At 71.1% G+C, this 24,319-nt stretch carries 23 protein-coding genes; 10 read left to right on the top strand and 13 right to left on the bottom strand.

Annotation, left to right across the window (positions count from 1 at the left end):
* Window positions 1-24: 24 nt before the first annotated feature.
* Complete coding sequence (locus tag QFZ76_RS42435) at window positions 25-537, bottom strand: hypothetical protein (RefSeq protein WP_307678661.1); 513 nt, start codon at window positions 535-537, stop codon at window positions 25-27.
* Window positions 538-578: 41 nt separating this feature from the next.
* On the opposite strand from QFZ76_RS42435, the gene QFZ76_RS42430 reads away from it, so the two are divergent.
* The gene (locus QFZ76_RS42430) at window positions 579-710 is read left to right on the top strand and encodes a hypothetical protein (RefSeq protein WP_307678660.1); all 132 of its coding nucleotides are present in this window, start codon (window positions 579-581) and stop codon (window positions 708-710) included.
* Here QFZ76_RS42430 and QFZ76_RS42425 read toward each other — a convergent pair.
* A complete protein-coding gene (locus tag QFZ76_RS42425; RefSeq protein WP_307678659.1) occupies window positions 700-1,704 on the bottom strand; it encodes a LacI family DNA-binding transcriptional regulator in 1,005 nt (334 codons plus the stop codon). The two genes, QFZ76_RS42430 and QFZ76_RS42425, sit on opposite strands and share 11 nt — an antisense overlap.
* Before the next feature lie 109 nt (window positions 1,705-1,813).
* On the opposite strand from QFZ76_RS42425, the gene QFZ76_RS42420 reads away from it, so the two are divergent.
* Both QFZ76_RS42420 and QFZ76_RS42415 read left to right on the top strand, forming a co-directional pair.
* On the top strand, window positions 1,814-2,977 hold the full coding sequence (locus QFZ76_RS42420; RefSeq protein WP_307678658.1) for a Gfo/Idh/MocA family protein: 1,164 nt from the start codon (window positions 1,814-1,816) through the stop codon (window positions 2,975-2,977).
* Window positions 2,978-3,099: 122 nt separating this feature from the next.
* Window positions 3,100-3,765: a hypothetical protein gene (locus QFZ76_RS42415; RefSeq protein WP_307678657.1), complete on the top strand. Its 666-nt coding sequence runs from the start codon at window positions 3,100-3,102 to the stop codon at window positions 3,763-3,765.
* A gap of 38 nt (window positions 3,766-3,803) precedes the next feature.
* Here QFZ76_RS42415 and QFZ76_RS42410 read toward each other — a convergent pair whose 3' ends face one another.
* Complete coding sequence (locus QFZ76_RS42410; RefSeq protein ID WP_307678656.1) at window positions 3,804-4,838, bottom strand: LacI family DNA-binding transcriptional regulator; 1,035 nt, start codon at window positions 4,836-4,838, stop codon at window positions 3,804-3,806.
* 123 nt (window positions 4,839-4,961) lie between these two features.
* On the opposite strand from QFZ76_RS42410, the gene QFZ76_RS42405 reads away from it, so the two are divergent.
* From QFZ76_RS42405 to QFZ76_RS42390, 4 genes are read left to right on the top strand one after another with little or no spacing between them, the layout of a single operon-like run.
* Window positions 4,962-6,128 (top strand): phytanoyl-CoA dioxygenase family protein, encoded by a 1,167-nt coding sequence (locus tag QFZ76_RS42405; RefSeq protein ID WP_307678655.1) that lies wholly within the window; start codon window positions 4,962-4,964, stop codon window positions 6,126-6,128.
* A 15-nt stretch (window positions 6,129-6,143) separates the two neighbouring features.
* Window positions 6,144-6,920 (top strand): SDR family oxidoreductase, encoded by a 777-nt coding sequence (locus QFZ76_RS42400; protein WP_307678654.1) that lies wholly within the window; start codon window positions 6,144-6,146, stop codon window positions 6,918-6,920.
* 59 nt (window positions 6,921-6,979) lie between these two features.
* Window positions 6,980-7,984, top strand: coding sequence for a Gfo/Idh/MocA family oxidoreductase (locus tag QFZ76_RS42395; protein WP_307678653.1), 1,005 nt, complete (start codon window positions 6,980-6,982; stop codon window positions 7,982-7,984).
* Complete coding sequence (locus QFZ76_RS42390; RefSeq protein ID WP_307678652.1) at window positions 7,981-9,003, top strand: Gfo/Idh/MocA family protein; 1,023 nt, start codon at window positions 7,981-7,983, stop codon at window positions 9,001-9,003. The genes QFZ76_RS42395 and QFZ76_RS42390 overlap by 4 nt, the downstream gene beginning before the upstream one ends.
* Before the next feature lie 64 nt (window positions 9,004-9,067).
* Here QFZ76_RS42390 and QFZ76_RS42385 read toward each other — a convergent pair whose 3' ends face one another.
* The 5 genes from QFZ76_RS42385 to QFZ76_RS42365 are packed head-to-tail and all read right to left on the bottom strand — an operon-like array spanning window position 9,068 to window position 14,033.
* Window positions 9,068-10,096, bottom strand: a complete 1,029-nt coding sequence (locus QFZ76_RS42385; RefSeq protein WP_307678651.1) for a Gfo/Idh/MocA family protein — start codon at window positions 10,094-10,096, stop codon at window positions 9,068-9,070.
* Between the two features lie 11 nt (window positions 10,097-10,107).
* Window positions 10,108-11,010 (bottom strand): sugar phosphate isomerase/epimerase, encoded by a 903-nt coding sequence (locus QFZ76_RS42380; protein ID WP_307678650.1) that lies wholly within the window; start codon window positions 11,008-11,010, stop codon window positions 10,108-10,110.
* A 1-nt stretch (window position 11,011) separates the two neighbouring features.
* Window positions 11,012-11,932, bottom strand: coding sequence for an ATP-binding cassette domain-containing protein (locus QFZ76_RS42375; RefSeq protein ID WP_307678649.1), 921 nt, complete (start codon window positions 11,930-11,932; stop codon window positions 11,012-11,014).
* A 5-nt stretch (window positions 11,933-11,937) separates the two neighbouring features.
* A complete protein-coding gene (locus QFZ76_RS42370) occupies window positions 11,938-13,014 on the bottom strand; it encodes an ABC transporter permease (RefSeq protein WP_307678648.1) in 1,077 nt (358 codons plus the stop codon).
* Complete coding sequence (locus QFZ76_RS42365; RefSeq protein WP_307678647.1) at window positions 13,014-14,033, bottom strand: sugar ABC transporter substrate-binding protein; 1,020 nt, start codon at window positions 14,031-14,033, stop codon at window positions 13,014-13,016. Before QFZ76_RS42365 ends, QFZ76_RS42370 begins: the two co-directional genes overlap by 1 nt.
* Window positions 14,034-14,318: 285 nt before the next feature.
* Between QFZ76_RS42365 and iolC the strand changes: the two genes are divergently transcribed.
* The 3 genes from iolC (at window position 14,319) to galE (ending at window position 17,406) form a co-directional block, all read left to right on the top strand.
* On the top strand, window positions 14,319-15,311 hold the full coding sequence (iolC, locus tag QFZ76_RS42360; protein ID WP_307678646.1) for a 5-dehydro-2-deoxygluconokinase: 993 nt from the start codon (window positions 14,319-14,321) through the stop codon (window positions 15,309-15,311).
* A 116-nt stretch (window positions 15,312-15,427) separates the two neighbouring features.
* Window positions 15,428-16,213: a GntR family transcriptional regulator gene (locus QFZ76_RS42355; RefSeq protein WP_307678645.1), complete on the top strand. Its 786-nt coding sequence runs from the start codon at window positions 15,428-15,430 to the stop codon at window positions 16,211-16,213.
* 122 nt (window positions 16,214-16,335) lie between these two features.
* The gene (gene galE, locus QFZ76_RS42350) at window positions 16,336-17,406 is read left to right on the top strand and encodes a UDP-glucose 4-epimerase GalE (RefSeq protein ID WP_307678644.1); all 1,071 of its coding nucleotides are present in this window, start codon (window positions 16,336-16,338) and stop codon (window positions 17,404-17,406) included.
* A 97-nt stretch (window positions 17,407-17,503) separates the two neighbouring features.
* Here the strand turns inward: galE and QFZ76_RS42345 are convergent, their stop codons facing one another.
* From QFZ76_RS42345 to QFZ76_RS42325, 5 genes are read right to left on the bottom strand one after another with little or no spacing between them, the layout of a single operon-like run.
* Window positions 17,504-19,309, bottom strand: a complete 1,806-nt coding sequence (locus QFZ76_RS42345; RefSeq protein ID WP_307678643.1) for a glycoside hydrolase family 15 protein — start codon at window positions 19,307-19,309, stop codon at window positions 17,504-17,506.
* Window positions 19,306-20,322, bottom strand: coding sequence for a dTDP-glucose 4,6-dehydratase (rfbB, locus tag QFZ76_RS42340; protein ID WP_307678642.1), 1,017 nt, complete (start codon window positions 20,320-20,322; stop codon window positions 19,306-19,308). The genes QFZ76_RS42345 and rfbB overlap by 4 nt, the downstream gene beginning before the upstream one ends.
* A complete protein-coding gene (locus QFZ76_RS42335; protein ID WP_307678641.1) occupies window positions 20,319-21,386 on the bottom strand; it encodes a glucose-1-phosphate thymidylyltransferase in 1,068 nt (355 codons plus the stop codon). The genes rfbB and QFZ76_RS42335 overlap by 4 nt, the downstream gene beginning before the upstream one ends.
* On the bottom strand, window positions 21,383-22,360 hold the full coding sequence (locus tag QFZ76_RS42330) for a UDP-glucuronic acid decarboxylase family protein (protein WP_307678640.1): 978 nt from the start codon (window positions 22,358-22,360) through the stop codon (window positions 21,383-21,385). The genes QFZ76_RS42335 and QFZ76_RS42330 overlap by 4 nt, the downstream gene beginning before the upstream one ends.
* Window positions 22,361-22,377: 17 nt before the next feature.
* Window positions 22,378-23,703 (bottom strand): UDP-glucose/GDP-mannose dehydrogenase family protein, encoded by a 1,326-nt coding sequence (locus QFZ76_RS42325; RefSeq protein ID WP_307680292.1) that lies wholly within the window; start codon window positions 23,701-23,703, stop codon window positions 22,378-22,380.
* Window positions 23,704-24,319 lie beyond the last annotated feature (616 nt).

Raw genomic sequence — 24,319 nt, 5'->3', positions numbered from 1 at the left:
GGCGGCCGCCGTGTGCGTCGCCCGCTAATGGATGAGCGCGTTCGCCACCACGACGACCACGCCGAGCAGTGCGTCCACGACTCCGATGAGGACCGCCAGGGCCCACGTGCGGTGCGACCACCTGGCCGTGACCAGGCCCAGCGTGAACAGCAGCACGATGTTCAGGATGAACGCCGGGTACTCCACCCCGTCGGCCGGCCACCAGCCCCAGCCCGCACCCGCGAGGACGACCACGGTCGGCAGCACGGCCGCGACCAGGGGCCACTCGTCCACGAGGGTGCGCAGGACGTCCCAGCGGCGGTGCTGGGCGCGTTCGGCGACGAAGTGGGCGTAGCCGTGAGCGAAGGCGGAGGCGAATGCGGTCACCAGTAGCCACAGGGCGTCGTATCGGCGGCTGTCCTCGGAGGTGTGGCCGTACTGGGTGAGCGCGGCGACCATGGAACTCGCCAGGACGGCGCCGTAGACACCGCCGAACAGGACAGCCTCGCGCGTGTCGTGCCGGGGCGGCACGGGGGCGGCCGCCGGGATGTCCGCCATGCCCCCACGATCTCCCGGGCCCGGCGGAGCCGCCAGTCGGCGTGCCCTCCCACCTGGGCCGATCCCCCCACAACCTGTCGACGGCCGGATCCCGGCCCGCACTGCGCGCCGACGACCGTACGACGTGGACGGTGTACGAGACGCTGCGGAAGGTGTACGCGATCAGTCTGTGAGCGGCGGGGCCGTGGTGCCGCGGATCTCCAGTGTCGGGGCGGCCAGGTGGAGCCGCCCCGCTGCTCCGGCCGACTCGAAGCGGTCGAGGAGGCAGCGGGCGGCGCGGCGGCCGACCTCGTGGCCGGCGTTGTCGACGGTGGTGAGCCACAGGTGGCGCAGCCGGGAGATGCTCGTGTCGTCGTAGCCGGTGACGGACAGGTCGTGCGGGACGCGCAGGCCCAGTTCCGCGGCCGCCGAGAGCACGCCGACGGCGGTGATGTCGTTGACGGCGACGACGGCGGTGGGCCGCCCGGGCCGGCCGAGCAGTCGTACGGCGGCCCGGAACCCGCCCTCCTCCGTCATGTCGCAGGTCTCGACGAGTGCCCGGTCGGCGAGACCGTGGGCGCGCATGGCCGCCTCGAAGCTGCCGCGGCGCAGGTCGCCCACGGCGCCATAGCCCGCGATGTGCGCGATGCGGCGGTGGCCGAGGCCGATGAGGTGCTCGGTGACCAGCCGGGCGCCCTGCTCGTCGTCGCCGGCGACCACGTCGACGCCGGGCGGGACGGGCTCGCGGGCGCCCGCGACGACGACCGGTATCCGCTCCGCGACGGTGCCGAGTGCGGCCGGGTCGGGCAGGGTGCCGACCACGACCAGGCCGTCGGCCTGGAGGTCCAGGAAGGGCCGGGCGAGGTCCTGGCCGGTGCGGCGGTTGAGGCGGGCGTCGCCCAGCAGCATGTGCAGGCCCTGGTCGTGCAGGAGGGCGTTCAGGCCGTCGAGCAGGTCGATGAACCAGGGGTTGCGCAGGTCGTTGAGGAGGACGCCGACCGTGCGGGTGCGCTGTTCGCTGAGGCTGCGGGCGGCGGCGTTGGGGCGGTAGCCGAGTTCGCGTACGGCCCGCAGTACGGCGTCCCGCTTCTCGGGGCGAACCTGGTCGGAGCCGCGCAGCACGAGCGAGACCAACGACTTGGAGACGCCGGCCTGCTCGGCCACGTCCCGGATCGTCGGCTGTCTCATGCTCTGGACCGTTCCATGTGACGCGCCGCCTTGTCAAAGGGGTTGACACCTGTCGAAAGCCCGCTCAGGGTGGCTTGGACAGTTCATGGACCGGTCCAAAGAGGGGCTCATGGTGGATACGCTCGGTGTCGCCGTCGTCGGATTCGGCTGGATGGGCCGGGTGCACAGCCAGGCGTATGCCCGCGTCCCGCATCACTACCCGAAGCTGGGCCTGCGCCCGGAGCTGGTGACGGTCGCCGACGATGTGCCGGGGCGGGCCGAGGAGGCCGCCGCTCGGTTCGGGTTCGCCACGGCCGTCCGCGACTGGCGCGAGGTGGTCGCCGACCCGCGGGTGCGGGCCGTGAGCATCACCGCGCCGAACTTCCTGCACCGGGAGATCGGTGTCGCGATGGCCGAGGCCGGCAAGCACATCTGGATCGAGAAGCCGGTCGGTCTGACCGTGGCGGACGCCCGGGCGGTCGCCGAAGCGGTCGCGAAGTCGGGTGTGCAGGGCACGGTCGGCTTCAACTACCGCAACGCGCCCGCCGTGGAATCGGCCCGGCGGCTGATCGCCGACGGCGGGATCGGCACGGTCACGCATGTCCGCGTCCGCCTGTTCAGCGACTACGCGGCCCACCCCGAGGGCGCCTTGACCTGGCGGTACGAGCGGGAGCGGGGCGGCAGCGGAGTGCTGGGCGACCTGGCCTCGCACGGCGTGGACCTGGCCCGCTACCTGCTCGGCGACATCGCCTCCCTGACCGCCGACACGGCGGTCTTCGTCCCGGAGCGGGCCCGCCCCACCGGCGCCACGGCCGGTCACAGCCGTGCGTCGGGCGGCGAGCTCGGCCCGGTCGAGAACGAGGACTACGTCAGCTGCCTGCTGCGGTTCGCCTCCGGCGCGCGCGGTGTCCTGGAGGCCTGCCGGGTCTCGGTCGGCGAGCAGAACAACTACGGCTTCGAGGTGCACGGCACCAAGGGCGCGGTGTTCTGGGACTTCCGCCGGATGAACGAGCTCGGCGTCAGCCGCGGCGACCGCTACCAGGACCAGCCGGTCAGCACGGTGTACATGGGTCCCGGCGAGGGCGAGTACGAGGCCTTCCAGCCCGGTTCCGCCAACGCCATGGGCTACGACGACCTCAAGGTGATCGAGGCGTACCGCTTCCTGAGCTCGATCGCCGAGGGCACCCCGCACGGGGCCACCCTCGCGGACGCGGTGCAGAGCGCTGCCGCACTGGACGCGATGACACGGTCCGCCGAGAGCGGTGCCTGGGTGGACGTACACCGGGGAGGGTGACCGTAGGACCACCCCCGATCCGGCGCTCAGGCCCAGGGACGGCGCGCCCCCGGGACGGCAGGCTTCTGGGTGTCGGCACAACCGCCGACGCCGAGTCCGCCCACCGACACTCGGGGGAACCCATGAACGAGACCTTCGCCAGGCGCCTGACCGGCCTCGCGGGCATCGCCGCCGCGGCCGCGCTCATCGTCCAAGTGCCGCTGTACTTCGTCTACTCGGGCCCGCCGCCGGACGCGAACGTCCTGTCCCGGCTGCTGGTCGGGATCATCGCGCTCGCGCTCGTGGTCGTGTTCGTGACGGCCTTTCGCGAGCTGGTCCGGCGGGTGAGCCCCGCCCACGAGTGGGTCGGCTCGATGGCCTCCGCCACCGGACTGGTCTACGCGACGATCACCCTGGTCTCCATGGGTCTCGAGGCGGGCGCGGTCATCGCCGCCGACCGGCCGATCGATCCGACCATCGACGTCAGCGGCACGTACGTCCTCTACGGGTCGATCTCCCGCGTCATGCTGGCGCTGTTCCTCACCGAGTTCGGCTACGCCGTCTCCCGCACCCGGCTGCTGCCCCGCTGGACCGGCCGGTCGGCGTACGTCCTCGCCGCGATCAACCTGGCCTTCGTGCCGTCCCTGTTCTTCGGCAACACGCCGGCGGACTTCTACGCGGCGAACGGCTGGGGCACCACCGCGCTGATGGGCGCCGTCCTCAGCTACTGGCTGCTGGCGGTGGGCATCTGCGTCCACCGCAGTGCCGGACGGGTCGCGTCCACCGGATCTCCCGCGCTGCAGCACTGACAGACCCCCCTTTCGGGGCCCGCCCCAGGCCGCCGGTGTCAGCCGGTCGTCGCCTGGGGCGGCATGTTGTACGGCGTGACCACCTGGATCGCGGACGGCAGAATGGGCCCGGCGGGCGGCAGGGCGCCGTGGGCGCGCATGACGAGGCGGCAGGCCTCGCGCAGGTCCTGGCGCAGGTCGTGGTGGAGCACGGCGGACAGGCGGTGCTCGCGCAGCAGCCGGGTGTTGTCGTGGTCCAGGTCGTGGGCGACGAACACCGCGCACTCCCGCCCCGCGTCCGCGAAGGCGCGCAGGGTCGCGATGTTGCCGCCGCCGATCGAGTAGACCGCGCGGATGGCGGGGTCGCGTTCCAACGCGGCCCGTACGAGGTCGTACTGGGTGGCGTCCAGGCCCTGTCCCTCGGCGATCTCGACCAGGCTGTGCTCCGGGTGGTGGGTGCGCATGGCACCGCGGAAGCCCATCTCGCGCTCCTCCTCGTTGCGGAAGAAGCCGCTGCTGAGGCTGGTGAGCACATGGCCGGGGCGGTCGCCGAGCCACTGGCCCACGAGGTACGCGGCGGTCGCGCCGGCCGCGCGGTTGTCGATGCCGACGTAGCCGAGGCGGGCGGTGGCGGGCAGGTCGGTGACCAGGGTGACGACGGGGATGCCCGCCTCCACGAGCCGGCCGACGGCCGCGGTCGCCTCGGGGACGTCGGGGGCCTTGAGGACCACGCCCTGGGAGCCGCGCCGGGCGATCCCGTCCAGGGTCCGGGCGAGCTCCTGGACCGGCCCGGTCTCGCGGAAGTGGAAGCGCGAGCGCACGACCGCCGGGTGCAGGGACGGCAGCTCGGCCTCCAGGGCGGCGCGGACGGCGGTGGAGAACCGTTCCGGTGCCTGCATCACGATGTCGATCATGAAGGTACGGCCGACCAGGCGAACCTGGGTGCGCTGCCGGTCGAGGTCGGCGATGGCCTGCTGGACCTCCCGGGCGGTGCTCTCGCGCACGCCGCTCCTGCGGTTGAGGACCCGGTCGACGGTGGCCTCGCTCAGGCCCGCCTGACGTGCGATCTCCCGGATCGGGAAGGGATGGCCCACGTGAGGCTCCTTGAAGGGTTTTTGATGGCTCGCTGCCGGTTGTTCGAGGGGTTTGTACTGACAAGAATGACAGCGCCGGGTCGCCCCTGTCACCGAGCCGCTTCCTCGACCGAAAGGACGACGATGTCCTTCACCTCCGTACAACGCCGTGCCTGGCTGTCCGAGCAGGACTGCGACCTCGCCGGTCTGCGCGCGCTCGTCGAGCGCTCGACGGACCTCGCCGACTACCCGTACGCCGCTTCCGTGGAGCGCAACGTCCTGATCTACGACGGTGCGCGGCTGCGCGAGGCCGAGGACCGGCGTGAGGTGCAGGCCGAGCTGGTCCGCGCGCTCACCGACGGTCCCGGCATCGTGGTCTTCCGGGGCGCCTTCCCGGATCCGGCGGTCGTCGACCGGCTCTCCGCCGTGTTCGACGCCCTGATCGCCGAACAGCACGCCTCGGGCGCGACGGCCGGCGACCACTTCGCCGCGCCCGGCGCCAACGACCGGGTCTGGAACGCCCTGGAGAAGGCGGCCCTGTACGACCCGGAGGCATTCGCCGACTACTACGCCAACGACCTCCTGGCGCTGGTGTCGGCCGCCTGGCTCGGTCCGGGCTACCAGGTCACCTCGCAGGTCAACGTGGTCAACCCGGGCGGCGCGGCGCAGACCGCGCACCGCGACTACCACCTGGGCTTCCTGTCCAACGAGGTCGCGGCGGCCTACCCCGCGCACGTGCACCGCCTCTCCCCCGTGCTCACCCTCCAGGGCGCGGTCGCGCACTGCGACATGTCGGTCGAGTCCGGGCCGACGCTGTACCTGCCGTACTCGCAGACCTACGAGCCCGGCTATCTGGCGTGGCGACTCCCCGAGTTCCAGGCGTACTTCGACGAGCGGCACATCCAGCTCCCGCTGGCCAAGGGCGACGCGGCCTTCTTCAACCCGGCGCTGTTCCACGCCGCCGGCACCAACCGCTCCACGGACATCCGGCGCACGGCCAACCTCCTCCAGGTGTCCTCGGCGTTCGGGCGGGCGATGGAGACGGTGGACCGCGAGGCGGTCGCCAACGCCGTGTTCCCCGTGCTCCTCAGGCGCCGGGCCGAGGGCGCGGGCCAGGAGTGGCTGGAGAACGTGATCGCGGCGAGCGCGGAGAGCTACCCCTTCCCCACCAACCTCGACAGTGATCCGCCGGTCGCGGGCCTCGCCCCGCCGTCACAGGCGGACGCGGTACGGCGGGCGCTGCGCGAGACGTGGACGCCCGAGGGCCTGCGGGACGAACTGCGGGCCGGCGCCGAGCGCCGCTCAAGCTGAAAGGACCCGAAAACCATGGGACTTCTCGACGACAAGGTCGCCCTGGTCAACGGCGGCAGCCAGGGCGTCGGCGCCGCCATCGCGCGGGCCGCCGTCCGCGCGGGCGCGGTGGTCGCCGTCACCGGCCGCCGCCCGGAACCCGGCGAGGCCCTGGTGGCGGAGCTGGCGTCCGCGGGCGGCAAGGCCATGTTCGTACGGGCCGACCTGGCCGACGCCGAGCAGGCCAAGGCCTCCGTCGCACAGGTCGTCGCGGCGTACGGCCGCGTCGACTGCCTGGTGAACTCGGCCGGCCTGACCTCGCGGGGCACGCTCCTGGACACCACGCCCGAACTGTTCGACCAGCACATCGCGATCAACCTCAAGGCGCCCTTCTTCGCCATGCAGGCCGCCGTCGCCGACATGGTGGGCCGGGGGGCGCCCGGCACGGTCGTCAACATCATCACGTCCTCGGCGCACGGCGGGCAGCCGTTCCTCGCCCCGTACGTCGCCGCGAAGGCCGGACTGATCGGCCTGACCCGCAACGCGGCGCACGCCCACCGCTTCGACCGGGTCCGCATCAACGGCCTGAACATCGGCTGGACCGCCACCGAGGGCGAGGACGCGACACAGAAGGCCTTCCACGGCGCCGGCGACGACTGGCGCGAGCAGGCCGCGGCCCGGCTGCCGATGGGCAAGCTGGGCCAGCCGGACGAAATCGCCGACTTCGTGGTCTTCCTGCTGTCGGACCGGTCCGGTGTGGTCACCGGCTCGGTGATCGACTGGGACCAGAACGTGCTCGGCGGTCTCGACTGACCTTCCCCTCCCCGCACCACATCCGCTCAGGCATCCGCACCCAAGGAGCAGCAATCCCCATGCGCATCGGAATCCTCGGCCTCGGCCGCATCGGCGCCTTCCACGCCGAGACCCTCTCCGGACTCGACGCCGTCGCCTCGCTCGTCGTCGCCGACCCGTTCGCGGACGCCGCCAAGGCCGCCGCCGAACGGTTCGGCGCCGAGGTCGCGGACTCCCCCGAGGCCGTGCTGGCCGCCGGGGTGGACGGCATCGTCGTCGCCGCGGCGACCGACGCCCACCCCGCGCTGATCCGCGCCGCCGTGGAAGCGGGCGTGCCCGTGTTCTGCGAGAAGCCCGTCGCTCGCACCATGCGGGAGGGCGTCGAGGTGCTGAAGTCCGTCCAGGGCAGTGCCGTGCCGATCCAGATCGGCTACAACCGCCGCTTCGACGCCGGGTTCGTCGCCGCGCGGGCCGCTGTCCAGACCGGCGAGCTGGGCAAGCTGCACACCGTACGGTCGACCACGCTGGACCCGGCGCCGCCGCCCGCCGCGTACATCGCCGCCTCCGGAGGCATCTTCCGCGACTGCTCGGTGCACGACTTCGACATCATCCGCTGGGTGACCGGCCGCGAGGTGACCGAGGTGTACGCCGTCGGCGGCAACCGGGGCGCCGACTACATCAAGGAGGCGGGCGACGCCGACACCACCGGCGCGATCCTCACCCTGGACGACGGCACGATCGCGGTGGTCTCCAGCTCCCGCCACAACGCCCGGGGTTACGACGTCCGCATGGAGATCCACGGCTTCACCGACTCCATCGCCGTGGGCCTGGAGGACAAGCTGCCGCTGCGCTCGGTGGAGCCCGGCGTGACCTTCCCGGCCGGCACTCCGCACGACTTCTTCATGGACCGCTTCACCGAGGCCTACCGCGCCGAACTGACCGCGTTCACCGAGGTCGTGGCCGGCACCCGCACCTCCCCCTGCACGATCGAGGACGCCCTGGAGGCCGGCTGGATCGCCGAGGCGTGCACACTGTCGCTGGGCGAGCACCGTCCCGTGACGATCGAGGAGGTACGGCAGGCATGAGCGAACCGGGCCGGGAACCACTGCGCATCGGAGTACTGGGCGCGGCACGCATCACCGAACGCGCCCTCGTCGACCCGGCCCGGGCGAGTGGCCACCGCCTCGTCGCGGTGGCCGCCCGCGACCGTTCCCGCGCCGAGGCCTTCGCCGCGGCGCACGGCGTGGAGCGGGTGGCCACCTCGTACGCCGACCTGATCGCCGACCCCGAGATCGAGGCCGTCTACAACCCGCTCGCGAACGGCCTGCACGGGCCGTGGAACCTCGCCGCCGTCGCGGCCGGCAAGCACGTCCTGACGGAGAAGCCGTCGGCGAGCAACGCCGAGGAGGCCGCTGAGGTACGGAAGGCGGCGGAGAAGGCCGGGACCGTCTTCATGGAGGGCTTCCACTACCTCTTCCACCCCCTCACCCTCCGCCTGCACGAGATCCTCGCGAGCGGCGAACTCGGTGAACTGCGGCGGGTGGAGACGCTGGTCGCCATCCCCGCCCCGGACGACTCCGACCCGCGCTGGTCGCTGCCGCTGGCCGGCGGAGCGGTGATGGACCTGGGCTGCTACAGCCTGCACTTCGCGCGGATGCTGGCTCCCTGGGCGGGCGGTGCACCACGGCTCGTCTCCGCGCGCGGCGGCGAGCGCGCGGCCGCTCCCGGCGTCGACGAGTGGCTGGACGCCGAGCTGGAGTACCCGGGCGGCGCCACCGCGTCGGCCCGCTGCCACATGGCCTACGCCGAGCTGGAGATGAGCTGCCGGATCATCGGCACCCGCGGCGAGGCGAGCGCCCCGAACTTCGTGCTGCCGCACCTCGACGACCGGGTCGTGGTGCGTACCCCGGAGGGCGAGCGGACGGAACGGCTCGGGACGCGGTCGTCGTACACGTACCAGCTGGAGGCGTTCGCGGACCGGGTGCGGGAGGGCACGCCGTTGCCGCTGGACGCGGACGACGCGGTGGCGACGATGACGCTGATCGACGCGTGCTATCGGGCGGCGGGGTTCGAGGTACGGCCCCGGATGACGGCCGGGCGTTGAGGCACGAGGCTGCACGCCCGCCCGCGGAAACGGCGGGCCGGCGTCGCCGCCTTAACGGCTTCGGTCACCGGTACAGCGCGGGCCTCTCCACAAGATCGACCTCCACCCGGCCGCCCTCCTCCAGCGCCCGCACCCCCGCCTCGCACACCGCCGCCGCGGCATAGCCGTCCCAGACGCTCGGGCCGGTGATCTCGCCGCGGCGGGTGGCGTCGACCCAGGTCTGGATCTCGCGGTCGTAGGCGTCGGCGAAGCGCACGGTGTAGTCTTGGTCGATGGTGCCGCCCCAGCGGCCGGCCATGTTGGTGACCACGGCGTGGCCGTCGCCGACGCGGGCGGTGCCGCGTTCGCAGACCACCTCGGCCTGGACCTGGTAGCCGAAGCCGCAGTTGACGAAGATCTCGACGTCGGAGACCGCCCCGCCGTCCGTCTCGAAGACGACGAACTGCGGGTCCTGGAGGGCGTCCGGTGCGCTCGCGGACGGGGTCGGGCGCCACACGGTGACGGCCGTGATCTCGTGGCCGAGGAGCCAGCGGGTCACGTCCGTCTCGTGCGCCACGGAGTCGCTGATGAGCATGGCGCTGGTGAAGCCGGGCGGGCTGGCGACGTTGCGGTGCCGGTTGTGCAGCATGAGCGGGCGGCCCAACTGGCCTGTTTCCAGGAGCGCCTTGAGCCTGACGTACTCGGCGTCGTAGCGCCGCATGAAGCCGACCTGGACCAGCCGCCGGCCCAGCGTCCGCTCGGCCTCCAGCACCCGCAGCGCGGAGGCCGCGTCGGGGGTGAGGGGCTTCTCGCACAGCACCGGCAGGCCGCGCTCGAAGGCGTCCAGCAGGGCGGCCTCGTGGGCGGGACCCGGGGAGGCGATCAGGACGGCGTCGACGTCGGCCGCCGCCATCGCGGAGGCCGGGTCGGTGTACGCGGTGCAGCCGTCGACGCGGGCCGCGACGGCCTTGGTGCGCTCCGCGTCGACGTCGGCCACGGCGGTCACCCGGGCGCCGCTGGTGACCTGTTGGATACGGCGGACATGATCGGCGCCCATCCGGCCGGTGCCGATGACGGCGACGCGGAGTTCCTCGCTCGTGCCACGGGTGGTCATGGTCGTCCCCTTCAGGCGCCGCAGGACCTCAGGAACGTGCGGGTACGCACGGCGATCGGCAGCGGTTTGTCCGGCTCGCACGGGTACATGTCCTGCTCGACGATCGCGAACAGCTCCACGCCGAGCCGCTGCGCGGCCACCAGGACCGGCTCCAACTCCGGTACGCCGGACGGTGGTTCGCACATCACTCCGCGCTGTACGGCTGGCCCGAACGGCACCCCGTTCTTGACGACGTCGGCGAGGATCTCCGGGTCGACCTGCTTGAGGTGGAGGTAGCCGACGCGTTCGCCGTACGTCTCGATGAGCTTGACGCTGTCGCCGCCGCAGTAGGCGTAGTGCCCCGTATCCAGGCAGAGGTTGACCAGGTCGGAGTCGGTCGAGTCGAGGAACCGCTCGACGTGGTCCTCGGTGTCGATGTGGGTGTCGGCGTGCGGGTGGACGACGATGTCGAGGCCGTACGTCTCCTTGACCTCATGGCCCAGCCGCTCCATGCCCTTGGTCAGCTGGGCCCACTGCTCGCCGGTCAGCTCCGGCGGCTCCAGGATCTCGGCGGTCTTGTCGTCGCGCCAGAAGGACGGGATGACGACGAGGTGCTTCGCTCCCATCGCCTGGGTGAGCGCGGCGACCTGGCTGACGTGCTCCCAGGTGGCCTCCCAGACGGAGGGGCCGCGGTGCAGGCCGGTGAAGACCGTGCCCGCCGAGACCTTGAGGTCACGCCGGGCGATCTCGTCCGTCAACCGGGCCGGGTCGGTGGGCAGATAGCCGTACGGTCCCAGCTCGATCCAGGAGTAGCCGGCCTCGGCGACCTCGTCCAGGAAGCGTTCCCAGGGCACCTGCGCCGGATCGTCCGGGAACCAGACGCCCCAGGAGTCAGGTGCCGAGCCGACCCGGATACGGTCCAGCGCAGAGGCCATGTCAGGACTTCCCTTCGCCGGTGGTCGCGACGGGTGCGGTGAGGTCCTTCTCCTCCGGGAGTTCCTCGACGTCGACGCCGCGGACCTGGGCCAACTCGTGCTTGAGTGCGGCGAGTTCGGTGCCGCCGGCCATGTGGTTGGTGAGCTCGTCCAGGCTGACCTCGCTGCGGTCGGCGGAGAGTTCCATGGTGCCCAGGCGCAGGACGCTGAAGTGATCGCCGACCATGTAGGCGTGGTGCGGGTTGTGGGTGATGAAGATGACGCCGAGGCCGCGGTCGCGGGCGGCGGCGATGTACTTCAGCACCACGCCGGACTGCTTGACGCCAAGAGCGGCGGTGGGCTCGTCCAGGATGAGGACGCGGGCGCCGAAGTAGACGGCGCGGGCGATGGCGACGCACTGGCGCTGGCCGCCGGAGAGGGTGCCGATGGGCTGTTCGAGGTCGTCGAGGACGATGCCCATGTTGCGCAGTTCCTCGTCGGCGGTCTTCTTCATCCTCTCGATGTCGAGACGGCGGACGGGCCAGGGGCCGCGGGTCATCTCGGAGCCGAGGAAGAAGTTGCGCCAGACCGGCATCAGGGGGACGACGGCGAGGTCCTGGTAGACGGTGGCGATGCCCTTGTCGAGGGCCTCGCGCGGGGTGGAGAAGCGTACCGGGGTGCCGTCGACGAGGAAGTCGCCCTCGGTGTGCTGGTGCAGCCCGGAGATGATCTTGATGAGGGTGGACTTGCCGGCGCCGTTGTCGCCGAGCACGCAGGTGACCCGGCCGGGGTGCACCTGGAGGTCGACGCCGTGCAGGGCGCGGATGTTGCCGTACGACTTGCCCGCGCCGCGCAGTTCGACGATCGGCGCGTCCGTGGCGGGCGCGGCATCGCTCTCGGGAAGGACGGCGCCGTGAGTGCCGGTTCCGTTGGTGGTTGTCATGGGGGTCACCTCCGGGTCGCCGACTGGCGGACCCACAGATTGATCAGGACGGCGCCGAGCAGCATCACACCGAGGAACGCCTTGAACCAGTCGGGGTTCCAGCCGGCGAAGACGATCCCCTGGTTCACCATGCCGAACATGAAGGCACCGAAGACCGGGCCGATCGCCGAGCCGTAGCCGCCGGTCAGCAGACAGCCGCCGATGACCGCCGCGGCGATGTAGATGAGCTCCTGGCCGACGCCCTCGCCGGACTGGACGGTGTTGAAGGTGAACAGCTGGTGCATGCCGACGAACCAGGCGCCGAGGCCGACCAGCATGAACAGGGAGATCTTGGTGAAGGTCACCGGGACACCGACGGCCCGCGAGGAGTCCTTGTTGCCGCCGACCGCGAAGATCCAGTTGCCGTACTTGGTGCGCAGCAGGACCCAGGTGGCGATGGCCGCGAAGACCAGCCAGTAGAAGACCGTGATCTTCACCTGGACGCCGCCGATGTCGAAGGACGAGGCGAAGATCTTCTTCGCCTGGTCGAAACCGGCCATGTCGCTGATGTCGTCGGTGGCCACGTTGGTGGTGACCAGCTTGGTGACCGCGAGGTTGGCGCCCTGGAGGATCAGGAAGGTGCCCAGGGTGACCAGGAAGCTGGGCAGTCCGGTCTTGACGACCATCCAGCCGTTGAAGAAGCCGACGGCCAGGGACACGACCAGCGCGGCGATCACACCGACCCACACGTTCATGGTCAGTTGGTAGCTGAGCATGCTCGCGGTGAGCGCCGAGGTGAGCACCGCGACGCCGGACGACAGGTCGAACTCGCCGCCGATCATCAGCAGCGCCACCGGCAGGGCCATGATGCCGATGGTCGACGACTGGTACAGGATCGTGGACATCGAGCTGCCGTCGCGCACCGGCGGTGCCGCGATCAGGAAGAACACGTACACCGCGGCGGCGCCGAGAAAGACACCCACCTCGGGCCTGGCCAACAGCCGCAGGGCCAGGGGGCGTTCAGAGGTCCGGCCGTCGGTCTTGTTCGGGCCGGAGGCCGGCGGAGTGGTCACCGCCGGCTCGGCATGCTGGGTCATACTCATCACCGGGTGCCCTTCGCGGCGAACGAGGCCACGGCGTCGACGTTCGTCTTGTCGACGAAGGCCGGCCCGGTCAGCACCGGCTGTTCACCGCCGCCCATGTAGTTGCCGTTGTTCTTGTAGAGCCACAGGGAGTCGATCGCCAGGTAGCCCTGGAGGTAGGGCTGCTGGTCCACGGCGAACTCGATGGTGCCCTGGTCGATGGCGCTGGTCAGCTGCTTGTTGAGGTCGAACGTGGCGATCTTCGCCTTGCTGCCGGCCTCGGACACCGACTGTGCCGCGGTCATCGCGAAGGGGGCGCCCAGGGTGACGATCTGGTCGATGGAGGAGTCCTGCTTGAGCTTGGCGGTGATCGTCGACTTCACGGACGGCATGTCGGTGCCGTTGACGAACAGCGTCTGCAGCTTGCCGGAGAAGGTCTTCTCCACGCCGTCACAGCGCTGGGTCAGGCCGATGTTGCCCTGTTCCTGGACGACACAGACGGCGTTCTTGGCGCCGGCCGCGTTCAGCCGGTTGCCGAGTGCCTCGCCGGCGACGGTCTCGTCCTGGCCGAAGAACTCCATCAGGCCGAGCTTCTTCCATTCGCTCACACCGGAGTTGAGGCCGACCACGGGGATGTTCGCGGCCTTCGCCTTGCTCACGACGTCCTTGAGGGCGTCGGGCTTGGCGAGGGTGATGGCGATGCCGTCGACCTTCTGGTCGATCGCGTTCTGCACCAGGTTGGCCTGGTTGCCCGCGTTCGGGTCGGCGGAGTAGATCAGCTTGATGTTGTCCTTGGCGGCAGCGGCCTCGGCGCCCTTGCGGACGATGTCCCAGAAGGTGTCACCGGGCGACTGGTGGGTCACCAGCGCGACCGTCATCCGGGGCGTGGTGGCCTTGCCCGCGGAGGCGCCGCCTTCGCTCTCCTCGGCCTTCTTGCCGCCGGAACTGCTGGAGCAGCCTGCGAGGGTCAGGGCCGCGGCCGCGGCGAGAGCCACGGCGGGGGCGAATCTGCGGGAGCGGAAGCCTGAAATGCGGTCCATCTTTCCTGCACCTCACTGTGCTACGGGGGAAACGCAATCACGGGATTGTCAGGGGCCCGGGACCTCGGAAGACCCGGGTCGTGCGCCGCGGGAACACGGCTTGTGCGCTGGGTCCGGATCCAACTCCTTCGCCTCGCCCGCTGTCAATACTTTGTTAAGACATCATTTCACAAGCAGGTCCGAATGTAAGTACAAACTCTTGACAGTGTCACCCTCCGCGGCCTACACCTGGGGGCGGTGGGTCCTTCGGGATCCACCTCCCCCCGCAGCTCGAGGAGGTCGCGCATGGCCGGATCAGCCAAGTCCTTCGACCTGATCACTATGGGCCGTATCGGAGTCGATCTCTACCCCCTCCAGTCCGGCGTGCCCCTGGCACGTGTGGAGACCTTCGGGAAGTTCCTCGGCGGTTCGGCCGCGAACGTGGCGGTCGCGGCAGCCCGGCTCGGGCGCGCCACCGCGGTGATCACCCGCACCGGCGCCGATCCGTTCGGAGTCTATCTCCACCAGCAACTACGTGAGTTCGGGGTCGACGACCGCTGGGTGACCCCGGTGGACGGCCTGCCCACCCCGGTGACGTTCTGCGAGCTCTTCCCGCCGGACGACTTCCCGCTGTACTTCTACCGCCGGCCGAGCGCCCCCGACCTGGCCGTCCACACCGACGAGCTGGACTACTTCGCCATCCGTGCGGCCCGGATCTTCTGGATCACCGGCACGGGGCTGAGCCAGGAGCCGAGCCGCTCGGCGACGCTCGCCGCCCTCAAGTGCCGGGACAAGGCGGGCACGACGGTGTTCGACCTCGACTGGCGGCCCGCGCTGTGGAGCGACACGGCCTGGGGAGATCCGGAGGAGGCCCGGCCCTACTACGCCGAAGCACTCCGGCACGCGACCGTCGCCGTCGGCACCCTCGACGAGTGCGAGATCGCCACGGGGGTGCGCGAACCCCACGCGTGCGCCGAGGCGCTGCTGGCGGCGGGCGTGGAACTGGCGGTGGTGAAGCAGGGGCCGAAGGGAGTGCTCGCCGTGCACCGCGACGGTACGACGGCCGAGGTCCCGCCGGTCCCGGTCGAGGTGGTCAACGGCCTCGGCGCGGGCGACGCCTTCGGCGGCGCGCTGTGCCACGGGCTGCTCTCCGGCTGGGAACCGGAGCGGACCATGCGGTACGCGGCCGCGGCCGGCGCCCACGTCGCCTCCCGCCTCGCCTGCTCCTCCGCGATGCCGACGGCGGCCGAGGTCGAGACCTTGCTCGCGGCGGCATCGGAACCGAGTCCGACCGCCTGAGACGGACTGACGCCACGAGTCGGCCGTACGGGCGCGGGCGGCGTACGACCTCCAGGTCGCCGCCGGCCGCCACCACCTCCGAACCCCCGCTCCCGACCCTCCGAGGGAGGTACCCCATGGCGAATACCGGCGGCTACTCACGTGCCGCGACCACCCCCGCGCTCAGCTCCCTGGACTTCGCCCTGGACCGGGGCAGTCCGGTGCCGCTGTACTACCAGCTGGCCCAGCAGCTGGAGGCGGCCATCGAGCACGGCCAGCTGGCCCCGGGCAACCTGCTGGGCAACGAGATCGACCTGTCCGTACGCCTCGGACTGTCCCGGCCGACAGTCCGCCAGGCCATTCAGTCCCTGGTCGACAAGGGACTGCTCGTACGGCGGCGCGGGGTCGGCACCCAGGTGGTGCACAGCCAGGTCAAGCGCCCCCTCGAACTCAGCAGCCTCTACGACGACCTGGAGGCGGCCGGACAGACACCCGCCACCCAGGTCGTGCGCAACGAGGCCGTCCCGGCCTCCGCCGACGTCGCGGCCGCCCTCGGCCTCGCGGAGGGCGGCCAGGTCACGGTCCTGGAGCGGCTGCGCTCGACATACGGCCAGCCCGTGGCCTTCCTGTGCAACTACCTCCCGGCCGGCCTCCTCGACCTGGACACCGCGCGGCTCGAGTCGACCGGCCTGTACCGGCTGATGCGCTCCGCCGGCATCACCCTGCACAGCGCCCGCCAGACCATCGGCGCCCGCTCCGCCACCACCGAGGAGGCCGCCCTCCTGGACGAACAGGAGGGCGCCGCACTGCTCACCATGCAGCGCACGGCGTACGACGACACGGGCCGGCCGGTGGAGTACGGGACGCACATCTACCGCGCCTCGCGGTACGCGTTCGACTTCCAGCTGCTGGTCAGACCCTGACGCCGCGATTCCGGGCGCCGGGCGGCCCCAGTTTCTCTTGACGCCGGGAGCAGAGGGGCGCAGAGTCGTACGCATACGTCGTAAACGTACGGCATCTCCGCAACACGCGGGAGCGTCCTGCCATGGCACGCAGCAAGCCGGTACCGTCGACCGTCCTCGTCACCGGCGGGGCCGGTTTCATCGGCAGTCATGCCTGCGTGGACCTCCTCGACCACGGCTACGAGGTCATCGTGGTCGACGACTACTCCAACAGCACCCCCCAGGTCCTCACCCGGGTGGAACGGATCGCCGGCCGCTTCGTCGGCGCCGTGTACGAGCTGGACATCCGTGACCGGCGCGCCCTCTCGGCCGTGTTCGACCGCCACGCCGTGGACGCCGTCGTGCACTTCGCCGCGCACAAGTCGGTCAGCGGCTCGACCCGCACACCCGTCGAGTACTACGACACCAACGTCGGCGGCACCACCGCACTGCTGCGCACCATGCAGGAACACGGGGTCCACCGACTGGTGTTCTCCTCCTCCTGCTCGGTCTACGGCGACGCGGACGACGGCCCCCTCGACGAGTCCACTCCAGCCCGCCCCACCAACCCGTACGCGGCCTCCAAGTGGCTCTGCGAGCAGATCCTCGCCGACGTCTGCCGGCGGCGCCCCGAGTACACCGTGATGTGCCTGCGCTACTTCAACCCCACCGGCGCCCACCCCAGCGGGCTGCTCGGCGAGGACCCGCGCGGCGAGCCCGACAACCTCATGCCGTACATGACCCAGGTGGCCGTCGGCCGACGGGAGCGGCTGCGGGTGTTCGGCCACGACTACCCCACCCGCGACGGGACCGCGATCCGCGACTACATCCACGTCATGGACACCGTCCAGGCCCACCGCGTCGCGCTCGACCACCTCGCCGACGCACCGGGCCTGCACGTGTACAACCTCGGCCTCGGCAGGGGCAGTTCGGTCCTGGAGGTGGTCGCAGCGTTCTCCGAGGCCTGTGGCAGGGCGGTGCCGTACGAGTTCGCGCCGAGACGCCCGGGCGACGTCGCCGAACTCGTCGCCGACGCCGGCGCGGTGGCCCGCGCCTGGGGCTGGCGGCCCGCCCTGGACCTGGCCGACATGTGCCAGGACGCGTGGCGCTTCCAGCGGCTCAATCCGGAGGGGTATGCGGGGTCGGCGCGGTGGCCGAAGGCGAAGGACGACTGAGGGCTGAGGGGACCACTGAGGGCTGAGGGGTGGCTAAGGGGCTGAGGGGTGACTGAGGGTCGAGGGGCGCTTGCCTCGTGGTCGACGGCGGCTCGGGTCAGCGGCGGTCCGGCGCCTGCCCCGCCGACAGGGCGAACGCCGTCTCGACCAGGGCGATGTGGCTGAAGGCCTGGGGGGCGTTGCCGAGTTGGCGTCCGGCGTCCGGGTCCCACTGCTCCGACAGCAGGCCGACGTCGTTGCGGACGGCGAGGACGCGCTCGAAGGCCTCCCGGGCCTGCCGCGGCCGGCCGGTCGCGGCCAGGGCCTCGGCGTACCAGAGGGAGCAGGCGACGAACGCGCCCTCGCCGCCGTGCATGCCGTCCACCCGGTGCGGTCCGGTGCCGCCGTGCGCGTATCGCCGCACGAAGCCGCCGTGACCGAGCCCGCGCATGGCCCGGACGGTGGCGCGCACGCGCTCGTCCCGGGCGGGCAGGAAGCCGAGGCGGGGCATCAGCAGGGCTGAGGCGTCCAGGGCCGAGGAGCCGTAGGACTGGACGAAGGACCGCCGGGCCGGGTCCCAGCCCTCCTGGCAGACCTGGCGGTGCACCTCGTCGCGCATGGCCCGCCACTCGCCCGACGAACTGTTACGGCCCAGCAGTTCGCCCATGCGCAGGGCGCGGTCGGCGGCCACCCAGGCCATCACCTTGGAGTGCACGAACTGCCGCCGCGGTCCGCGCACCTGCCACAGCCCCTGGTCGGCCTCGCGCCAGTGCCGGTGCAGGAAGCCCATCAGTTCCTGGACCAGGTCCCAGACATGGGCGGGCATGGGGATCCCGGCCCGCAGCGACAGCCACAAGGTGTCCAGGACCTCCCCGTACACGTCGAGCTGGAACTGCCCCACCGCCGAGTTCCCGAACCGCACCGGCCGCGACCCCGCGTAGCCGGGCAGCCAGGGCGCCTCGGTCTCCGGCAGCAGCCGCTGCCCCTTGACGCCGTACACGGTCTGCAGGTCGGCCGGGTCACCGGCGATGGCCCGCACGAGCCAGTCCAGCCAGGCCGTGGCCTCGGCGTGGTAGCCGCTGCGCAGCAGACAGGACAGGGCAGCGGTGGAGTCGCGCAGCCAGCAGTGCCGGTGGTCCCAGTTGCGTTCGCCGCCGATGCAGCCGGGCAGCGAGGTGGTCGGCGCGGCGACGATGCCGCCGGTGGGGGCGTAGGTGAGCGCCTTGAGGGTGATCAGGGAGCGCACCACGGCTTCCCGCCAAGGGCCCTGGTAGCAGCACTGGGCGCTCCAGTTGCGCCAGAAGTCGATGGTCTCCTTGAGCACCGTCTCGGCGGGAAGGAACAGCGGCGCCGGCGGTTCGGGCAGGTGCGAGGGCGCCCAGGCCAGGCTGAGGGCCAGCCGGCGTCCGGCCGGAACCGTGACCTCCCAGGACGTGGCACTCCCGTCGCCGTCCGCCACCCGCACCAGGCCGTCCGCGCCGAGCCACACAGCGTCCGGCCCGGCGACCGCGACCGTGCAGGGTGCGATGTCGCGCACCCAGGGCACGACACGCCCCTGATGGAACCGCAGCCGAAGCTCACTGCGGACGGTCACGGCACCCTTCAGCCCCTCCACCACCCGCACGACACACGGCAGTTGCCCCCTGGGCGGCATGAAGTCCGTGACGCGTACCGTCCCGGCCGCCGTCTCCCACACCGAGTCCAGAACCAGCGTGTCCGACCGGTAGGCGCGCCGCGTACAGGCGCCACCGGAAACGGGCGCGACCCGCCAGAACCCGTGATCCTCGGTGCCCAGCAGGGCGGCGAGACACGCCGGGGAGTCGAAGCGCGGCAGGCACAGCCAGTCGACGGAGCCGTCGCGGCCGACCATGGCGGCGGTCTCCAGGTCGCTGATGAGGGCGTAGTCCTCGATGGGTGCGCTCATGACGGGACCCTCGTGGGGAGTGCTCTCCCCATCTCGGCCCGGCGCAGCATCGGCTCCCACCAGGAGCGGTGCGTCCGGTACCAGTCGACCGTCTCGGCGAGTCCCGAGGACATGTCCTTGGTCGGCATGAAGCCGAGCTCGGTGCGGATCTTCGTGAAGTCGACCGAGTAGCGCCGGTCGTGGCCCTTGCGGTCCTCGACGAACCGCACCATGTCCCAGTCGGCGCCGCAGGCAGTGAGCAGCAGCCCGGTCAGCTCCCGGTTGGACAGTTCGTTGCCCGCGCCGATGTTGTAGGCCTCGCCGGGGCGGCCGAGGGTGCGGACGAGTTCGATGCCTCGCACATGGTCGTCGACGTGGATCCAGTCGCGGACGTTGTGCCCGTCGCCGTACAGCGGCACCGGTCTGCCCTCCAGCAGCCGGGTGATGAACAGGGGGACGAGCTTCTCGGGGAACTGGTGGGACCCGTAGGTGTTCGAGCACCGGGTGACGCGGACGTCGAGGCCGTGGGTGCGGTGGTAGGCCAGCGCGATCAGGTCCGAGGCGGCCTTGGACGCGGAATAGGGCGAGTTGGGCCGCAGCGGGTCGGTCTCCGGCCAGGAGCCGTGGCGGATCGAGCCGTAGACCTCGTCGGAGGAGATGTGCACGAACCGCTTCGGCCTGTGCCGCAGGGCGGCGTCCAGCAGGTTCTGGGTGCCCTGCACATTCGTCCGGACGAAGGCGGCGGCGCCCGAGATGGACCGGTCGACGTGGGACTCGGCGGCGAAGTGCACGACCTGGTCGTGGGCGGCCACGAGCCCGTCGACGAGGTCCGCGTCGCAGATGTCGCCCCTGACGAATGAGAAACCGTCGGCGCGGCAGACCTCGTCCAGGTTGGCGAGGCTGCCGGCGTAGGTGAGCTTGTCCAGCACGGTCACCGCGACGTCGGACGGGCCGTTCGGGCCGAGCAGTGCGCGGACGTACGCCGAGCCGATGAAGCCGGCTCCGCCGGTGACGAGGATGCGGGTCGTGGTCATGACGGGATCTGCACCTTGCTGTGGTCGCCGAGCACCAGCCGGTGCACGGCGGGGGTACGCGGGGCGGGGGTCACCTCGACGTCGTGGCCGATGAGCGAGACCTCGACGCGGCGGGTGCCGCTGACGGTCGCCCTCCCGAGCACGATGGAGTACTCGATCTCGCTGTCCTCGATGCGGCAGTCCTCGGCGATCGAGGTGAACGGTCCCACGTAGGAGTCGGTGATGACGGATCCGGCGCCGATGACGGCCGGACCGACCACACGGCTGCCGAACACCTTGGCGCCGTCCTCGATCCGGACCCGGCCGATGATCTCGCTGGCCTCGTCGACGCTGCCGCCGGTCCACGGCTCGACGGTCTCGAGGACCGAGCGATTGACCTCCAGCATGTCGGCGACGTTCCCGGTGTCCTTCCAGTAGCCGGAGATCGTCGTGGCGCGCACGTCCCAGCCGGCGTCGATGAGCCACTGGATCGCGTCGGTGATCTCCAGCTCGCCGCGCCGGGAGGGCCTTATGGCACGCACCGCCTCGTGCACGGCCGAGGTGAAGAGGTAGACGCCGACCAGGGCCAGGTCGCTGCGGGGCTGCCGGGGCTTCTCCTCCAGACCCACCACCCGGCCTGCCGCGTCGAGTTCGGCAATGCCGAAGGCGGCGGGTTGGGAGACGTGGGTCAACAGGATGCGGGCGTCAGGGCGTTCGCGGCGGAAGTCGTCGACCACGCCGGAGATGCCGCCGACGATGATGTTGTCGCCCAGGTACATCACGAAGTCGTCGTCGCCGAGGAACTCCCGGGCGATCAGCACGGCGTGGGCGAGGCCGAGCGGCACCTCCTGGGGCAGGTAGGTCACGTCCAGGCCGAAGCGGGAACCGTCGCCGACGGCCGCCCGGATATCCCGCGACGTGTCCGCGACGATAATGCCGGTCTCCCGTACCCCCGCGGCGGCGATGGCCTCCAGGCCGTAGAACAGCACCGGTTTGTTGGCCACCGGCACGAGTTGCTTCGCCGAGGTGTGGGTGATGGGGCGGAGGCGGGTGCCGGCTCCACCGCACAGGACGAGTGCTTTCATGATGACCGTCCCACTGGGGAGTGCGCCGGGGGTCGTACGGATGTGTCCGACTGCGCCGCGAACCAGGCGACGGTGCGGCGCAGCCCCGCTTCCACCGGCACCCTCGGGCTCCAGCCGAGCCCTTCGCGGGCACGCGTGATCACGGGCCGCCTGCGGACCGGGTCGTCGACGGGCAGGGGCAGGAAGCGCAGTCCGCCGTCCGAGCCGGTGAGCCGCAGCACCAGCTCGGCGAGCTCCCGCACGGTCCGCTCGCTGGGGTTGCCGAGGTTGAACGGACCCGGCAGATCGGTGTCGACCATGGCCAGCAGGCCGCGGATCAGGTCGTCGACGTAGCACAGGCTCCGCGTTTGGCTGCCGTCCCCGAAGACGGTCAGGGCCTCCCCGTCCAGGGCCTGACTGACGAAGGTGGAGACCACCCGTCCGTCGTCGGCACGCATCCGGGGGCCGTACGTGTTGAAGATCCGCACGATTCCGGTGTCCGCGCCCTGGCTGCGCCGGTAGGCCATGGTGAGGGCCTCGGCGAAGCGCTTGGCCTCGTCGTAGACACTGCGGGGCCCGACGGGGTTGACGTGTCCCCAGTAGTCCTCGTCCTGCGGGTGCACCGCGGGGTCGCCGTAGACCTCGCTGGTCGACGCCAGGACGAAGCGGGCCTGGTGCCGGACCGCCAGCCGCAGCAGGTTCTCGGTACCTCGGCTGCCGACGGCCAGCGTCTCCAGCGGATGACGGGCGTAGTCGAGGGGGGACGCCGGGCTCGCGAGGTGCACGACGGCGTCGACGTCGACGTTGACCCTGAGCTGCTGGGTGACGTCGCTCGGGGTGCACACAAATCCGGGCTCGCTGAGCAGATGGGCCACGTTGGACGCCCGGCCCGATGAGAAGTTGTCCAGGCAACAGACCTGGTCTCCCCTGCGCAGCAGCGCTTCGCACAGATGCGATCCCAGGAAACCGCACCCGCCGGACACCACGACACGCATGATCTTTCTCCTGCCGGTCAGCCGAGGCGCGGTCGCCCCGGCGCACACAGCGTCCACCCCGCGGCACACCAGGCCACCGGGTCGAGGGCGTTGCGCGCGTCGACGATGGCCGGGGTGCGCACCACCGTGGCGAGGACGGCGGGGTCGAGTTCCCGGTACTGGGGCCATTCCGTCAGGTGCAGGACGACGTCGGCACGCTCGCACGCCTTGGCCACGTTCAGGGCGTACTGCAGCGCGGGGTACGCGGCCCGGGCGTTGTCGACGGCTTCGGGATCGTGCACGCGGACCCGGGCTCCGCGGCGGCGGACCTCGTCCGCGACCGCGAGCGCCGGCGAGTCCCGGACGTCGTCACTGCGGGGCTTGAAGGCGGCTCCCAGCACGGCGACGTTGCGCTCGGCGAAGTTATCGCCGACGAGCCGCTCCGCCATGTCGACGATGCGTCGGCGCTGCCGCGTGTTGATGTCGTCGACCTGCCGCAGGAAGGCCACGGAGTCGCCCAGACCGAGTTCCTCGGCACGGGCGGTGAAGGCCCGGATGTCCTTGGGCAGGCAGCTGCCGCCGAAGCCGAGGCCGGGGGCCAGGAAACGCGGCCCGATGCGGGAGTCCCGGCCCATCGCCTCGGCCAGCGTGAGCACATCGCCTCCCGTGGCGTCACAGATCTCGGCCATGGCGTTGATGAAAGAGATCTTGGTGGCGAGGAAGGAGTTCGATGCCACCTTGACCAGCTCGGCGGTGGACGGGTCGGTACCTATGAAGGGAGTCCCGGCATCCAGCAGAGGTGCGTAGAGCGTCCTCATCCGCGCCTCGGCGTGCTCCGAACGCGTGCCCACCACGATGCGCTCCGGTCGCAAGGTGTCCTGGACCGCACACCCCTCACGCAGGAATTCGGGGTTCCAGGCGACTTCGGCGCCCGGGGCGGCTGCGTTGAGTCGCCGGGCCAGCCGGTCCGCCGTACCGACCGGCACCGTGGACTTGCCGACCACCAGGACCCGCTCGTACCCGCTGTCGTGCAGATACGGCGCCAGGCCGTCCACGGCGGCCTCCACGTGGCGCAGATCGGCGACGCCCGAGCCGTCGTGCTGCGGGGTGCCGACACAGATGAAGTGGGTGTCGCCGAACCATGCGGCCTCGACCGGCGACGTGGTGAAGCGCAGCCTGCCCGCGTCCACCGCCTTCCTGAGCATCTCGGACAGCCCGGGCTCGAAGAACGGGGGCCTCCCGCTGGTGAGAGCAGCGATCCGTTCCGCGTCGACGTCGACGCCGAGGACCTCGTGCCCGATGTGTGCCATGCAGGCGGCGTGGACGGCTCCTACGTAGCCGGTGCCGATGACTGTGAGGCGCATGGTGGCCTCGCTCTCTGTTGTCGGCGTGGTGATGAGGTACGTCACAGGGGCAATCGCGTCGGCGACGGGAGCCTTCGCCGGTTTCGTATATTTACGTCGTATACGTACATCGTCGCCCGGCATGCGGCGTGAGTCAATCCGACAACGCAATGATCGGTCGCCCGGGGCGCCGAGCATGCAGAGGAGACCAAGCAACTCCCCAAAGAAGACGGCGAGTTGATCCGGACAAGCGAAATCCTTAAAAACCTCGACCGGCTTTGCCCCGGAACTCGACCGCCCTACCCGAATGACCATCGACCGGCAGGTCACGTACCACATACCGGCCGAACCCCCGGAGGCACAAACCCCTGGACCGACTTCGACCAGGTCGAGCGGGCAACCTCATCCCTCACCCGACTGCACGCGGCGCGTCGAGTGCGAACGCGACTGCTCACGAGTTCGATGCCCCCATCCGCCCCAGCCCGTAGGCCGACCGACCTTCCGGACATATCGGAACTTGACTACCGGCACTCCAACCTGCACAGTGGGATTTACGTCGTAAACATACGCTATAGGTGTACGTCAGACGCTTACGTGTTAGTCGACTCGGCGTTCCGACCCAGTACCGCGCACGGGA

The organism is Streptomyces sp. V4I2, assembly GCF_030817655.1.
GTDB classification, from domain to species: domain Bacteria; phylum Actinomycetota; class Actinomycetes; order Streptomycetales; family Streptomycetaceae; genus Streptomyces; species Streptomyces plumbiresistens.
The sequence above is the reverse complement of the archived record's forward strand: the minus strand, read 5'-3'. Positions and strand labels throughout refer to the sequence as shown.